The sequence below is a fragment of the Oerskovia turbata genome, from assembly GCF_000718325.1.
Lineage (GTDB): Bacteria > Actinomycetota > Actinomycetes > Actinomycetales > Cellulomonadaceae > Oerskovia > Oerskovia turbata.
Map to the genome: position 1 here is coordinate 254,558 of NZ_JOFV01000005.1, position 13,661 is coordinate 268,218.

Genomic DNA, 13,661 nt, shown 5'->3' on the forward strand with positions numbered 1-13,661 from the left:
GACGACAGCGCTGCGATGCGCACGTCCCGAGCGACGACTACCGCCCGAACGGGCCGCACGATGTGGGGACGGACCTTCGGGGTACCAGGAGCGCATCGCGTGACCCTCGACCACACCCCTGACTCGACGAGCTCGACCCCTGACTCGACGAGCTCGACCGCCGGCCAGGACGCAGCACCCGCCAGGAAGCCTGCCCGACGACGCGTCACCCGGACCGCAGCGGCCCCCGGCTCCGCCGAGGTCGCCCAGGCCGCAGCAGCCCAGGCCGCAGCAGCCCAGATCTCCCTCCCCGCCGTGAAGGCCGCGGCACAGCCCGCGGCCGTCAACCCCGACGCCCCCTCGGGCTCGCTCGGGATCGACCTCCCGACCGCCGAGGCCGCCCCGCGCCGCTCGCGCCGCGTCGTCCGCCCGACGACGACCCCCTCGGCCACGACGGCCGCCGACGCGCCCGCCCCGAAGGCCCCGGCCACGGTCGAGCCCCCTGCCGCACCGCCCGCGACGACGGCACCCGCCGAGAAGGCAACCGCCGCGGCTCGGACACCCGCCCAGGACGCCCCGGCCGACGCGCCCCGTCGTGGTGGCAAGCGAGGCGCGGCCGCCCGCGCCGCAGCCGCCGACGCACCGGTCCTCGACGTGCTGTCCGAGCTCGGCCTCAAGCCAGCCGCCGAGCAGGACGCCCCGGCCGAGAAGCCCGCCCGCGCTCGTCGCACCCGCAAGCCCGCCGCGGAGCCGGCATCCGAGCCCGCCGCTGCACCCGTCGCCGAGGCACCGGTCGCCGAGGCGCCCGCAGCAGCCCCGGCCGCCCAGCCGACCCCCGCGGCGGACGAGCCCGCCGCCCCGGCCACGAAGCGCCGTCGGGCCACGCGGTCCTCCGCAGCGCAGGCCGATGCGCCGGCCACCGAGGACGCCACCACCCGGACACCGACCGAGGTGCCCGCAGAGGCCCCCGCCGAGAAGGCCCCCGCCGCCAAGCGTCGCCGCGCGACCTCGAAGGCCCCGACCGAGGAGACCGCGCCCGTCGTCGAGGCTCCCGCCGAGCCCGCCGCGCCCAAGGTCCGCTCGCGCCGCGTCAACAAGGTCTCGGCTGCGGCCAAGGCCGAGGCCGAGGCGGCCACCCCGGTCGCCGAGGAGGCACCCGCCTCGCCCGCGTCGACCGGTGGCGGCTCCGCCACCCCGCGCCTGGCGACGACCGCGCTCCTGTTCCAGGCGCCGGACCCGGCCGCCGCGCCGCGCCGCTCGCGCCGCGTGGTGCGCCCGACCACGTCGCCCACGGACGCCCTGCCGAGCTTCGCCACGCCGGGCACGCGCCCGACCGAGGAGGCGCCCGCCCGCGTGGAGGCCTCGGCCCCCGAGGCTCCGGTCGTCCAGGCTCCCCAGTCGTTCCAGGCACCCCAGGCACCTGCCGAGCAGACCCCGGTCGAGCAGCGTGAGGCCCCCGCCCGCACACGTGGCGGTCGCGGCCGGTCCGCGCGCCGCGGCGCCGGTGCACCGTCGACCTCCGCGACGACGACCCCCGCACAGTCCCCGACGGCCCCCGCTGCCGAGCCCGCAGTCGAGGCGGCGCCCGTCGTCGAGGTCGAGCTCGCCGGGGCAGACCTGGCTGCGGTCGAGGAGATCGAGCTGATCGAGGCCGAGCTCGTCGCCGAGGGCGTCGAGATCCCAGCCGACGCGTTCGAGGCCGACGACCTCGAGATCGTGGTCGAGCCCGACGAGCGGTCGGCCTCCGCCGAGGACGACGAGCAGGACGCACCGCGTCGCCGTCGCCGTCGCGGTGGCCGTGGCCGCCGCTCCCGCGGTGGCGACTCGCGCGCCGACGGCGACGAGTACGGCGACGACGAGACGGACGACCGGTCGGAGCAGGTCGCGGGAGCCACCACCGAGGGGGACCTGGGCGCCGAGACCGCAGAAGGCCAGCAGGACCAGCAGGGCCGGCAGGACGACCACGGCGACGATCACGACGGTGAGGAGGGCTCGGGATCGAGCCGTCGCCGTCGCCGCCGTCGTCGCGGCGGACGGGCCGACGGCAGCGAGAGCGCCGGCGTCTCCACCTCCACGTCGTCCACCCGCACCCGCACGCGCGAGCGCAGCGGCAGCACGTCCTCGGACGAGGTGACCGCGCTCAAGGGCTCGACGCGCCTCGAGGCCAAGCGTCAGCGCCGCCGCGAGGGCCGCGACGCCGGTCGCCGTCGTCAGATCATCACGGAGGCCGAGTTCCTCGCGCGCCGCGAGTCGGTCGAGCGTTCCATGGTCGTGCGCGAGAAGAACGGTCGCACGCAGATCGCCGTGCTCGAGGACGGCGTGCTCGTCGAGCACTACGTCTCGCAGCAGTCGCAGGTCTCGATGGCCGGCAACGTCTACCTGGGCCGCGTCCAGAACGTCCTGCCGTCCATGGAGGCTGCGTTCATCGACGTCGGCAAGGGCCGCAACGCCGTCCTGTACGCCGGCGAGGTCAACTGGGACGCCGTGGGCCTCGACGGGCAGCCGCGCCGCATCGAGCAGGCGCTCAAGTCCGGCGACTCCGTGCTGGTCCAGGTCACCAAGGACCCGATCGGCCACAAGGGCGCTCGCCTCACGTCGCAGATCACGCTCGCGGGCCGCTACCTCGTGTTCGTCCCCGGCGGCGGCATGACCGGCATCTCGCGCAAGCTCCCGGACACCGAGCGTGCCCGCCTCAAGAAGATCCTGCGCGAGGTCGTGCCCGAGGGGTCGGGCGTGATCGTGCGCACGGCCGCCGAGGGAGCGAGCGAGGACGAGCTGCGCGCCGACGTCGAGCGCCTGCAGAGCCAGTGGGAGGCGATCGAGAAGAAGGCGAAGTCGGTCTCCGCCCCGGCACTGCTCCAGGGTGAGCCGGACCTCGCGATCCGCGTCGTCCGCGACATCTTCAACGACGACTTCAGCTCGCTCGTCGTCTCGGGTGACAACGCCTGGAACGAGATCTCGAGCTACGTCGCCGAGCTCGCGCCCGACCTCAAGGAGCGCGTCTCGCGCTGGACGTCCGAGAAGGACGCCTTCTCGGCGCACCGCGTCGACGAGCAGCTTGCCAAGGGCATGGACCGCAAGGTCTGGCTGCCCTCGGGCGGTTCGCTCGTGATCGACCGCACCGAGGCCATGACGGTCGTCGACGTCAACACGGGCAAGTTCACCGGCTCCGGTGGCACGCTCGAGGAGACCGTGACGCGCAACAACCTCGAAGCCGCCGAGGAGATCGTCCGCCAGCTGCGCCTGCGCGACATCGGCGGCATCATCGTCATCGACTTCATCGACATGGTGCTCGAGTCCAACCGCGACCTCGTGCTGCGTCGCCTGGTCGAGTGCCTGGGCCGCGACCGCACCAAGCACCAGGTCGCCGAGGTCACCTCGCTCGGCCTGGTCCAGATGACGCGCAAGCGTGTGGGCCAGGGCCTGGTCGAGGCGTTCAGCGAGACGTGCGACCACTGCAACGGTCGTGGCTTCATCGTGCACACCGACCCGATCGAGAAGTCGGGTGGCTCGAACAACGGCGGCGGTCACCAGCACGCCCCGGCTCCTGCCGCAGCGCAGGAGGAGCCCGCCGAGTCGGAGGGCTCGCGCTCTCGGTCGCGCCGCAAGCGCGCGACCAAGGAGACGGCACCTGCCGCGACCCCCGCGGTCCCGGTCCTGCCCGAGGTCACGTCGGAGGCGCGCGAGGCCGTCAAGGCCACGCTCGCCACGATCGCTGCCGCGGCGGCCCATGCGCACGACCACGAGCACGACGGCGTCGCGCCCGCCGAGGAGGCTGTCGTCGCCGAGGCGTCGGTCACCGAGGTCACCGAGGTCGAGGCCGTCGAGTCGGCCGAGGCCGAAGCGGTCGGGATCGAGACCGCGCTGACGGACGCCGAGTCCACGGAGGGTGCCCCGGAGGTCGCCGACGACCAGGACTCGTTTCCGGTCGAGCAGGCCGCCGCTGACGAGACGACTGCTGGGGAGGTTGCGGCGTCGGCTGACGTGACCGACGAGGCGTCCGACGAGGGCTCCGCGCCGCAGGGCGACGTCGACTGACGCACGCTGAACCACCGATGACGGCGAGGGATCCGCAGGTGCCGGTCTACGGCGTCGGGCATGCTGCCCGGCTCCGGGCCTGGCGGCCCGCGGACCTCGCCGTCTTCCGTGAGTGGCTGCGTCCCCACCACGAGTGGCACGAGTGGGACGGACCGTACTACCCCGTGCCCGACGACACGCAGGCCGACGCGCGGGTCGCCGCCCTTGCGCAGGCGCCGCCCGGAGTGGTGCACGGCCTGCCGCCCCGCTCAGCCGTGATCGCGGACCCCGACGACCACCTCGTCGGGACCGTCTCCTGGTACTGGGAGTCGCAGGAGACCGCGTGGGCGCGCATGGGCATCGGCGTCTACGACCCGGCCGTGCGCGGGCGGGGGGTCGGCCGCGAGGCGCTCGCGCTGTGGACCACGTACCTCTTCTCGGTGACCGACTGGGCGCGGCTGGACTTCGCGACGTGGTCCGGCAACGCACCGATGCTGGCCGTCGGCCGACGCCTCGGGTTCGTCGAGGAAGGCCGCTTCCGCGACGCGCGGGTCGTGCGCGGGCAGCGGTACGACGCGGTCGTCATGGGCGTGCTGCGCTCCGAGTGGGACGCGCGAGACTGAGCCCCGGGCCATGCCCTCCCGGGTGCTGCCGCTGTCGTCGTCACATGGTCTACTGACTGCGTGGACGACGTGCGGCGGGGACGGGTCGAGGTCATCAGCGGCCCCATGTTCGCGGGCAAGACCGAGGAGCTGCTGCGGCGCGTGCGCCGGGCGCAGATCGCGGGTCGCCGTGTCGAGGTCGTGCACCACGCGCTCGACGACCGGCGCGGTGAGGGCATCGTCAGCTCCCACTCGGGCCTCGACATCCCCTCGCGCGCCGCGACGTCCGCCACGGAGATCCTCGACCTGATCGACCCCGCGGTCGAGCTCGTCGCGGTCGACGAGGCGCAGTTCTTCGGGCCCGACCTCCTCGACGTCGTGCAGCACGCGGCCGACACGGGCCTCGTCATGATCGTCGCGGGGCTCGACGTGACGTTCGACGGACGCCCTTTCGAACCGATCCCGGCGCTCGGTGCGCTGGCCGAGCGAACCGACCGCCTCACGGCCGTCTGCACGGTCTGCGGCGAGGACGCCCCCTTCCACGAGCGGGTCGTCGTCGGCCGTGGTGACGACGGACGTGGCGACGCCCTCGCGGCGGGGGCCGAGCACGTCGGAGGCGTCGAGTCCTACCAGGCGCGGTGCCGCGTCCACTTCTCGGCAGCACGCTGGCGCGTGGGTGCGGGGGGATCCGGGGTCACGACCCGATGAGCGACACGAAGCTGTAGCTCCCGTGCCGGCTCGTCACGGTGCCCGTCAGGTGCTGCTCCACGAGGACCAGCACGTGCTGCACGGGGATCACGAGACGCCCACCGATCGAGAGCTGGTCGACGAGCTCCTGCGGCAGGACCTGGGCCGCCGCCGAGACGAGGACACGGTCGTAGCCGCCCATGGTCGGGCGCCCGAGCACGCCCGGCTCGGCGACCTCGATCCGGGCCCACGACATGGGGTAGGTCGCGAGGTTCGCCGCCCCCCACTCCGCGAGGTCCGGGTCGATCTCGACGCCCACGACGCTCCCGCTCGACCCGACCAGGTGGGCGAGCAGCGCCGTCGTCCACCCCGAACCCGATCCCACGTCCAGGACGCGCGCGCCCCGAGGAACCTGGAGCAGACGCAGCATGTCGGCGACCGTCCGGGGCTGGGAGTTCGTCTGGCCGTGACCGATCGGCAGCGGCCGGTCGTCGCGCGCGTACGGGCGCTGGTTGCGCGGCAGGAAGCGCCGCCGGTCGATCGCCGACATCGCCGCCGCGACGTCGCGCGCGGTGGTCGCTTGAACCCTGTGACCGTTCGGCACGTCGGATCGCCTCCTCGAGACCTCCTCCCAGAGTAGGACGACGAGGCGTCGCAGGGGCGGGGGCCGGCCCGGTGGACGGTAGGGTCCCGGCATGACGAGACGGACAGGGGGCGGGCGAAGGCCCGTGCGGAGGGGACCGGGCCTGATCGGTCGGGTGGTCGCAGGAGCCGTCGTGTGCGCGGTCGGCTCGGGGACGCTCGTCGGGTGCGGTCTGGGCACGCCCCCACGACAGCAGGTCGAGTGGATCCTGGTGTCCGAGGAGGGTGCGTCGCTCGATCTGGGGGTCTACGCCGGCGGCAGCACGTGCACCGACGCCGACGGCATCGAGGTCGAGGAGGGGGCCCGGCGCGTCGAGGTCCGGGCCTTCGTCCAGCGGACCAGGGGAGCGTGCAGCGAGGACTTCGGGGTCCGGCTCACGACGGTCGAGCTCGAGGAACCGCTCGGGGACCGGACGCTCGTCGGGTGCGCCGGTGACGCGGTCCAGGTCAAGGGATGGGGCCTGGACCCGGACACCGACTGCGCCGAGAAGAAGCCGGGACTGGTGCCCGGGACGATCGACGTGCCGGTCGGCTGACCTTCACCGACCGTGGTGCGCGAGGCGGGACTCGAACCCGCACGTCCGAAGACACCAGGACCTAAACCTGGCGCGGCTGCCAATTACGCCACTCGCGCGCCCGCACAGTCTACGGGCGCGCGAGGGGTGCACCGGTCGGCGGCTCGCAGGCCGGGCGACCTACTTCTTGGGGTCGATCCCCAGGTCACGGCGCAGCTTGGCCACGTGGCCCGTCGCCTTGACGTTGTACTGCGCGAGGGCGACCTTGCCGTCGGGGTCGACGACGACGGTCGAGCGGATCACGCCCGTCACGGTCTTGCCGTAGAGCTTCTTCTCGCCCCACGCCCCGTACGCCTCGAGCGTCTGCCTGGACTCGTCGGACGCGAGCGGGAACGTCAGCGCCTCCGCCTCGGCGAACTTCACGAGCTTGGGCAGCGCGTCGGGCGAGATGCCGACCACCTTGTAGCCCGCGCCCTGGAGCGACGCGAGCGAGTCGCGGAAGTCGCACGCCTCCTTGGTGCAGCCGGGCGTCGAGGCCGCGGGGTAGAAGTAGACGATGACCGAGCTGCCGCGCAGGTCGGACAGCGTCACGGAACCGCCGTCGGCGGTCGGCAGGGTGAAGTCGGGGGCGTCGTCCCCGACGGCAAGGCGCGTGCTCATGGAACTCCTCGTGGTGCGTTCGTGGTTCACACCGAGCCTAGAGGACACCGGTAGCGTGGGGACCGTGAGCACGACGACCCCCACCCCGCACGACGCCCCCGAGCCGGACGCACACCCCGAGCCCGCCGCGTCCCCGGCCACCACCTCCCGGAAGAAGACCTCGGCGACGTGCGCGACGCCGTCGGGCAGCGAGCCCGAGCGCCTGCCGCTGCGCATGCTGCACGACCGCCTCCTCGTCCTGCCCGAGGTCGACTCGTCCGAGCGGCAGTCCTCGGCAGGGCTCGTGATCCCCGCGACGGCCGTCGGGCCCAAGCGGCTCGCGTGGGCGCAGGTCGTCGCGACGGGCGAGAACGTGCGGCACGTGAGCCGGGGCGACCGCGTGCTGTTCGACCCCGAGGAGCGCGCAGAGGTCGAGCTGAACGGCAAGAGCTTCGTGCTGCTGCGCGAGAAGGACGTCAGCGCGGTCTCGCAGCCCGAGGAGACGAGCGGCAAGACGGGGCTGTACCTGTAGCACGCGCGGTGCGGACGGCGGCCCGCGCAGCGGGTTGTCGTGCAGGTCACAGCCCTGCCCGGCCCCCTGATTTGTCTCCGGGGGGCCGGTTCAGTAGTGTTTCTTCTCGCGCGCCATTAGCTCAATTGGCAGAGCAGCTGACTCTTAATCAGCGGGTTCATGGTTCGAGTCCATGATGGCGCACCACGATCACGGCCCCGGAGACGGGGCCGTCGTGACGTCCGCAGCGGCGGACCTGGCAGCACCGCACGACCAGCACCACCAGGCGCCATTAGCTCAATTGGCAGAGCAGCTGACTCTTAATCAGCGGGTTCATGGTTCGAGTCCATGATGGCGCACCACCACGAAGGCCCCTCACCTGCGTAGACGCGGGGAGGGGCCTTCGTCGTCCCCGGCGCGCGGCCGTCCGTGAGACGCGCTTCACAATCCGCCACCCGGCGGGCTATGGTCTGCCCGTGAACCTGCTCACCGCACACACCTGGTGGCCCGACCGCTGACGGTCGGACGCTGTGGCGTGCTGACCGAGCCCGACGACGGGCGGTCCAGCAGGTCTCCCGGAGTGGATCGCCCGGAACGTGCCCCCCGCACGTGCCCATCCGCGAAGGAGAGAGTTCCTTGACGACGTCCCCCCTCCCCACCCCGGCGCCCGCGGCGCCCGCAGCTCCCGCGGTACCGGCGGCGCCCCCGGTGCCCGCCGCTTCGACCGCTCGCTCGCTCGAGCCGCTCGGCGTCGAGGTCCCCTCCACCGTCCCGACGCACTGGTACAACCTGAACGCGGACCTGCCCGAGCCGGTCCCGCCGCACCTGCACCCGGGCACGCTCGAGCCCCTGGTGCCCGCCGACCTGGCCCCGTTGTTCCCCCTGGCGCTGATCGAGCAGGAGGTCAGCACCGAGCGCTACATCGAGATCCCGCAGACGATCCGTGAGATCTACGCGATGTGGAGGCCGGCGCCGCTCATCCGCGCGCACCGCCTGGAGCGCGCGCTCGGGACGCCTGCCCGGATCTACTACAAGTACGAGGGCGTGAGCCCGGTCGGGTCGCACAAGCCGAACACGGCGATCGCGCAGGCCTACTACAACGCGATGGAGGGGACGACGCGGCTCACGACCGAGACGGGCGCGGGGCAGTGGGGGGCGTCGCTCTCGATGGCGGCGGCGCTCCTGGGGCTGACGTGCGAGGTGTGGCAGGTGCGGGCGTCGTACGAGTCGAAGCCGTACCGCCGCTTCCAGATGGAGGCCTACGGTGGCGTGTGCCACTCGTCGCCCTCGGAGCTGACGGCGTCGGGCCGTGCGATCCTCGCGAGCGACCCGGACACGACGGGCTCGCTCGGCATGGCGATCAGCGAGGCCGTCGAGGTCGCGGCGCAGGACCCGCAGGCGCACTACTCGTTGGGCAGCGTGCTCAACCACGTGATGCTGCACCAGACGGTCATCGGGCAGGAGGCCCTGGTCCAGCTCGAGGAGGCGGGGGAGCCGGTCGCCGACGTCGTGTTCGGGTGCGCGGGCGGAGGGTCGAACCTCGCGGGTCTCACGTTCCCGTTCCTGGGGCGCAACCTGCGCGAGGGGACGACGACGCGGCTCGTCGCGTGCGAGCCCTCGGCGTGCCCGTCGCTCACGCGGGGCGAGTACCGCTACGACCACGGTGACGTCGCGGGGCTCACGCCGCTGCTGAAGATGCACACGCTGGGCAAGGACTTCGTGCCGCCGGCCATCCACGCGGGCGGCCTGCGGTACCACGGCATGTCGCCCATGGTGTCGCACGCCGTGAACCTGGGGCTCATGGACGCGGTCGCGATCGACCAGGACGAGGCGTTCCGGGCGGGGCTGGAGTTCGCCCGGTCGGAGGGCATCGTCCCGGCACCGGAGTCGACGCACGCGGTCGCGGCGGCGATCGCGTACGCGCGCACGCTCACCGAGCCCGAGGTCGTCGTGATCGGGCTGTCGGGCAACGGTCAGCTCGACCTGCCGGCGTACGCGCAGTACGTCTGACGCTGCGCGCGGGGGTCTCGGGCGCCCGCCTAGACTGGGCGGGTGCCCGAGACCCTCTCCGAGGCCCGCGAGCAGGGCTTCCGTACCGACATCGTGTCCTTCGTCCGCCGCAGCGGCCGCCTCAACGCCCGCCAGCAGCGCGCGTGGGACGACCACGCCGACCAGTTCGTCCTGGACGTCCCGCGGGCGGTCGCGCGTACGTCCGTCGACCCGGCCCACGTGCTCGACGTCGCAGCGACCTTCGGGCGGACGGCGCCTCTCGTGGTGGAGGTCGGGTCGGGTCTGGGGGAGGCCGTGGTCAACGCGGCCGAGTCCACCCCGGGACGTGACTTCCTGGCCGTCGAGGTCTACACGCCGGGCCTCGCCCAGACGGTGCTGCGGGCGGCGCAGCGCGGGCTGACGAACCTGCGCCTGGTGCAGGCGAACGCGGCCGAGGTCCTGACGACGACGCTGCCCGAGGGCTCGGTCGACGAGCTCTGGATCTTCTTCCCCGACCCCTGGCACAAGGCGCGCCATCACAAGCGCCGCCTCGTGACGCCCGAGCTCGCGCGGCTCGCCGCCCGGGTCGTCCGTCCCGGGGGGACGTGGCGGCTCGCGACCGACTGGGCCGAGTACGCGGACCAGATGCTGGAGGTCGTCGGCGCGGACCCGTCGTTCGAGAACGTCCACGGGGTCGGGGCGGTCGCGCCGCGCTTCGAGGGGCGCGTGCTCACGAGCTTCGAGAACAAGGGCCGTGCTGCGGGCCGGGTCATCACGGACCTGGAGTTCCGCCGGGTCTGAGGTCGCCGAGCGCCCGACAATCCGCTCGCGTCCGGCCCGCCGCACGTCCTAGGGTCCGGGCATGCCCCCTGAGACCCCGCTGCCCGACGGCGCCGCTCCCGCCGGCGCGTCCGCTCCCGTCCTCGTCGTCACGGGGGCGATGGCCTCCGGGAAGTCGACGGTCGCGCAGGCCCTGGCCCGGTCCTTCCCTCTCGCGTCGCACGTGCGCGGCGACATGTTCCGCCGCTTCGTGGTGAGCGGGCAGGCGTCGATGGACCCGCCGCTCTCGGCGCGGGCCCGCTCCCAGCTCGACCTGCGCCACGTGCTCGCGGCCCGCACCGCCGACACGTACGCGGCCGCGGGGATCACGGCCGTGGTCCAGGACATCCTGCTGGGGCCCGACCTGGCCCGCTTCACGGCAAGCCTGCGCACCCGGCCGCGCTACGCCGTCGTGCTGGTGCCCAGTGCTGCGGCCCTCGCCGCGCGGGACGCCGCCCGGCACAAGCAGGCCTACGGCGCGTGGACCCCCGACGAGTTCGCTGCGGCCGCGCGCGAGACCCCGGGCGGCCTGCACCTCGACACGACCGGGTGGACCGTCGCCGAGACGGTCGCGCAGATCCTCGACCGCCTCGACGAGGCCCGTGTCGACGACGTGACCTGAGGCGGGCGTCCACCCCGCCCGGCGGGCAACCGCGCGAGGTCCGGGTCACGATGGGAGGCATGAGCACCGACCCACGCACCCAGGCCACCCCGGACGAGACCTACGACGTGATCGTGATCGGCGGTGGGCCCGTCGGTGAGAACGCTGCCGACCGCGCGAGCCGCACCGGGCTGAGCGTCGCCGTGGTCGAGGCCGAGCTCGTCGGCGGCGAGTGCTCGTACTGGGCGTGCATGCCGTCCAAGGCGCTGCTGCGTCCGGGCGCGGCGCTCGCGGCCGCGCGCGCGGTCCCCGGCGTCCAGGCCGACCCGGTGCTCGACTCCGCGCCGATCCTCGCGCGCCGTGACGAGATGGTCTCGCACTGGGACGACTCGGGGCAGGTCCAGTGGCTCGACGGCGCGGGCATCACGCTCGTGCGCGGCCTGGGCCGGCTCGTCGGGACCAAGCTCGTCGAGGTCAGCCCCGAGGACCCCGACGCCGACGTCGACGACCTCCCCGAGACCCGCCTGCTCGCCGCGCGGCACGCCGTGGTCGTCGCGACGGGCAGCGTGCCCGTCCTGCCCGACACCCCGGGCCTCGCCGAGACCGACCCGTGGAGCAGCCGCGAGGCCACGAGCGTCCAGGACGTCCCGACCTCGATCGTGATCCTGGGCGGGGGAGTCGTGGGCGTCGAGATGGCGACGGCGTTCCGCGACCTCGGGTCGAAGGTCACGCTGCTCTCGCGCGGACGACTGCTCGGGCGCTCGGAGCCCTTCGCGGGCGAGGCCGTCGCGGCCGGCCTGAAGGCGATCGGCGTGGACGTGCGCCTGGGCGTGAGCGTCACGGGAGCGTCGTCCCTGCCCGACGGCGGAGCGCGCCTCGCGTACGACGGCCCGCAGGGCAAGGGGTCGGTCGCGGCGGCGCAGGTGCTCGTCGCGACGGGCCGCGTGCCGCGCACCGCGGACCTGGGGATCGACGTCCTCGGGCTCGAGCCCGGGAAGGCGCTCGCGGTCGACGACCAGCTCGAGGTCCAGGGCGTCGAGGGTGGCTGGCTGTTCGCGTGCGGCGACGTGACCGGACGCGTGGCGACCACGCACCAGGGCAAGTACGAGGGACGCGTCGTGGGCGACGTGGTCGCGGCGAGGTTCGGGAGGGCGAAGCCGGGGGAGGCTGCGGCGGCAGGGGCGGACGGTGAGACCCCCGAGCCCTGGAGCCGCTACGCCGCGACCGCCGACCACGGCGCCAAGACCCAGGTCTTGTTCTCCCGTCCCGAGGTCGCGTCGGTGGGGATGACCGAGGCCGAGGCCAGGAAGGCGGGGCTCACGGTCAAGGCGGTGTCGTACAAGCTCGGCTCGGTGTCCGGGGCCGTGCTCGTGGCCGAGGGCTACGAGGGGACCGCGCAGATCGTGGTCGACACCGACCGGCAGGTCGTCGTGGGCGCGACGTTCGTCGGCCCGGACGCGGCGGAGATGCTGCACGCCGCGACCGTCGCGATCGTCGGGCAGGTGCCGCTTGCACGCTTGTGGCACGCTGTGCCCGCCTACCCGACGATCAGCGAGGTCTGGCTACGGCTGCTCGAGACCTACGGCCTGTAGCCGCGGGGCCCCGAGCGGCCGCCTGCTCGGTCAGCCGAGCTGGCCGTCCGAGGAGAACACGAGGCCGAGCGCGATCTCGCCCTGGAGGAGCGCCGACTTCGTCAGCGGCCCACCCACGTCGAGGTTCACGAAGTTCGTGATGTTCAGGCCGTAGGTCTCCTCGAGACCAGGCTGGCAGAACGCGCGCTCGGGGCACTCCGGCCCGGCGCCGAGCGTGACACCGCCGGGGCAGGCCTCGGCGAGGTCGCTGAGCGTCGTCACGTCGTGCTCCTCGGCGAAGGCCGTCGTGACGGCGAACGCGTTCTGGTCCTGGGCTGCCGACGGCTCGCCGAACGTCAGGCCCTTCTGCGTCCCGAGATCGCGCAGCGCGGTCACGGTGGAGTCGAGGTCCCCGCTCGCGAGGGGCTCGGCGTCAGCGCCGTTGAGCTCCTTGTTGAGGAACTCGGTGAGCGTCCCCACGTACTCGGGGAACACGCTGAGCTGGCCCGAGACGAGCGCAGGCAGGTACGTCTCGCGCGCGTCGACGGTCTGCACCGTGACGTCGTAGCCGCCCGAGCGCAGGACCGCGGCATAGATCTCGGCGAGCGTCGTGCTCTCGGAGAAGTTGGCCGCGCCCACGACGAGCGACGTACCGGTCCCCGGGGTCGACGTCGCCGCGAGGCCCTCGTCCTCGACGAACTTCGCCGCGGCCTGCGAGGACGTCTGCCGGTCCACGTCGACGGCCTTGTTGAGCGCGATGAGCTTGTCGGTGTCGAGCGCCGCGGACACGGTGTCGAGCAGCTCCAGCACGGCCGGCTGGTCCGCGACGGCGGCCGCGTTGGCCGCCGGGATGATGTTGTCGACGGTCTGCAGGTTCTCGTCGTCCTCGAGGACGACGAGCGCGTCGCCCGCGACGGGCTCGCACACCGTGCCGCTCGCGGTCGACGTGGAACCCCCGGACGCCTCGGTGCCGGAGGAACCGGCCTCACCGCACGCCGCGAGAGCGACGACGAGGAGAGCGGAAGCGGTCAGGGAGCGGAAAGTGGTGGATCGCCGTGACATGGGTGTCAGGTGCCTCTCGGGTCGTCG

The 13,661-nt window shown here is 73.5% G+C and carries 12 protein-coding genes and 3 tRNA genes; 11 read left to right on the top strand and 4 right to left on the bottom strand.

Annotation, left to right across the window (positions count from 1 at the left end):
- Window positions 1-99: 99 nt before the first annotated feature.
- The 3 genes from IE95_RS0106740 to IE95_RS0106750 are packed head-to-tail and all read left to right on the top strand — an operon-like array spanning window position 100 to window position 5,306.
- Window positions 100-4,017 (top strand): ribonuclease E/G, encoded by a 3,918-nt coding sequence (locus IE95_RS0106740; RefSeq protein ID WP_051702826.1) that lies wholly within the window; start codon window positions 100-102, stop codon window positions 4,015-4,017.
- 38 nt (window positions 4,018-4,055) lie between these two features.
- Window positions 4,056-4,619, top strand: a complete 564-nt coding sequence (locus IE95_RS0106745; protein ID WP_240666217.1) for a GNAT family N-acetyltransferase — start codon at window positions 4,056-4,058, stop codon at window positions 4,617-4,619.
- 60 nt (window positions 4,620-4,679) lie between these two features.
- Window positions 4,680-5,306 carry a thymidine kinase gene (locus IE95_RS0106750; RefSeq protein WP_276319034.1) on the top strand — a complete coding sequence of 209 codons (627 nt, stop codon included), beginning with the start codon at window positions 4,680-4,682 and terminating at the stop codon, window positions 5,304-5,306.
- Here the strand turns inward: IE95_RS0106750 and IE95_RS0106755 are convergent.
- Window positions 5,293-5,889 carry a protein-L-isoaspartate O-methyltransferase family protein gene (locus IE95_RS0106755; RefSeq protein WP_276319033.1) on the bottom strand — a complete coding sequence of 199 codons (597 nt, stop codon included), beginning with the start codon at window positions 5,887-5,889 and terminating at the stop codon, window positions 5,293-5,295. The two genes, IE95_RS0106750 and IE95_RS0106755, sit on opposite strands and share 14 nt — an antisense overlap.
- A 154-nt stretch (window positions 5,890-6,043) precedes the next feature.
- Here IE95_RS0106755 and IE95_RS0106760 point away from each other — a divergent pair, with 154 nt between their 5' ends.
- Window positions 6,044-6,463, top strand: coding sequence for a hypothetical protein (locus tag IE95_RS0106760; RefSeq protein ID WP_030150874.1), 420 nt, complete (start codon window positions 6,044-6,046; stop codon window positions 6,461-6,463).
- Window positions 6,464-6,476: 13 nt separating this feature from the next.
- Here IE95_RS0106760 and IE95_RS0106765 read toward each other — a convergent pair.
- A tRNA-Leu gene (locus IE95_RS0106765) sits at window positions 6,477-6,561 on the bottom strand.
- 61 nt (window positions 6,562-6,622) lie between these two features.
- The gene (gene bcp / locus IE95_RS0106770) at window positions 6,623-7,102 is read right to left on the bottom strand and encodes a thioredoxin-dependent thiol peroxidase (RefSeq protein ID WP_030150875.1); all 480 of its coding nucleotides are present in this window, start codon (window positions 7,100-7,102) and stop codon (window positions 6,623-6,625) included.
- Between the two features lie 202 nt (window positions 7,103-7,304).
- On the opposite strand from bcp, the gene IE95_RS0106775 reads away from it, so the two are divergent.
- The 7 genes from IE95_RS0106775 (at window position 7,305) to IE95_RS0106805 (ending at window position 12,593) form a co-directional block, all read left to right on the top strand.
- Entirely contained in the window at window positions 7,305-7,613 is a 309-nt protein-coding gene (locus IE95_RS0106775) for a GroES family chaperonin (RefSeq protein WP_338068425.1), read from the top strand.
- A 110-nt stretch (window positions 7,614-7,723) separates the two neighbouring features.
- A tRNA-Lys gene (locus IE95_RS0106780) sits at window positions 7,724-7,799 on the top strand.
- Window positions 7,800-7,878: 79 nt separating this feature from the next.
- A tRNA-Lys gene (locus tag IE95_RS0106785) sits at window positions 7,879-7,954 on the top strand.
- 346 nt (window positions 7,955-8,300) lie between these two features.
- Window positions 8,301-9,602, top strand: coding sequence for a TrpB-like pyridoxal phosphate-dependent enzyme (locus IE95_RS0106790; protein WP_030150877.1), 1,302 nt, complete (start codon window positions 8,301-8,303; stop codon window positions 9,600-9,602).
- 42 nt (window positions 9,603-9,644) lie between these two features.
- The gene (trmB, locus tag IE95_RS0106795; RefSeq protein WP_030150878.1) at window positions 9,645-10,382 is read left to right on the top strand and encodes a tRNA (guanosine(46)-N7)-methyltransferase TrmB; all 738 of its coding nucleotides are present in this window, start codon (window positions 9,645-9,647) and stop codon (window positions 10,380-10,382) included.
- Window positions 10,383-10,443: 61 nt separating this feature from the next.
- Complete coding sequence (locus tag IE95_RS0106800) at window positions 10,444-11,022, top strand: AAA family ATPase (RefSeq protein ID WP_051702827.1); 579 nt, start codon at window positions 10,444-10,446, stop codon at window positions 11,020-11,022.
- 59 nt (window positions 11,023-11,081) lie between these two features.
- A complete protein-coding gene (locus tag IE95_RS0106805; protein WP_030150880.1) occupies window positions 11,082-12,593 on the top strand; it encodes a dihydrolipoyl dehydrogenase family protein in 1,512 nt (503 codons plus the stop codon).
- A 30-nt stretch (window positions 12,594-12,623) separates the two neighbouring features.
- On the opposite strand, the gene IE95_RS0106810 is transcribed toward IE95_RS0106805, so the two are convergent.
- Window positions 12,624-13,634 carry a glycine betaine ABC transporter substrate-binding protein gene (locus tag IE95_RS0106810; protein WP_030150881.1) on the bottom strand — a complete coding sequence of 337 codons (1,011 nt, stop codon included), beginning with the start codon at window positions 13,632-13,634 and terminating at the stop codon, window positions 12,624-12,626.
- Between the last annotated feature and the right edge of the window lie 27 nt (window positions 13,635-13,661).

Excerpts from the sequence above, each read along its gene's own strand:
- bcp (WP_030150875.1), bottom strand. The coding sequence starts at position 7,102 with ATGAGCACGCGCCTTGCCGTCGGGGACGACGCCCCCGACTTCACCCTG.
- IE95_RS0106800 (WP_051702827.1), top strand. The coding sequence starts at position 10,444 with ATGCCCCCTGAGACCCCGCTGCCCGACGGCGCCGCTCCCGCCGGCGCG.
- IE95_RS0106805 (WP_030150880.1), top strand. The coding sequence starts at position 11,082 with ATGAGCACCGACCCACGCACCCAGGCCACCCCGGACGAGACCTACGAC.
- IE95_RS0106810 (WP_030150881.1), bottom strand. The coding sequence starts at position 13,634 with ATGTCACGGCGATCCACCACTTTCCGCTCCCTGACCGCTTCCGCTCTC.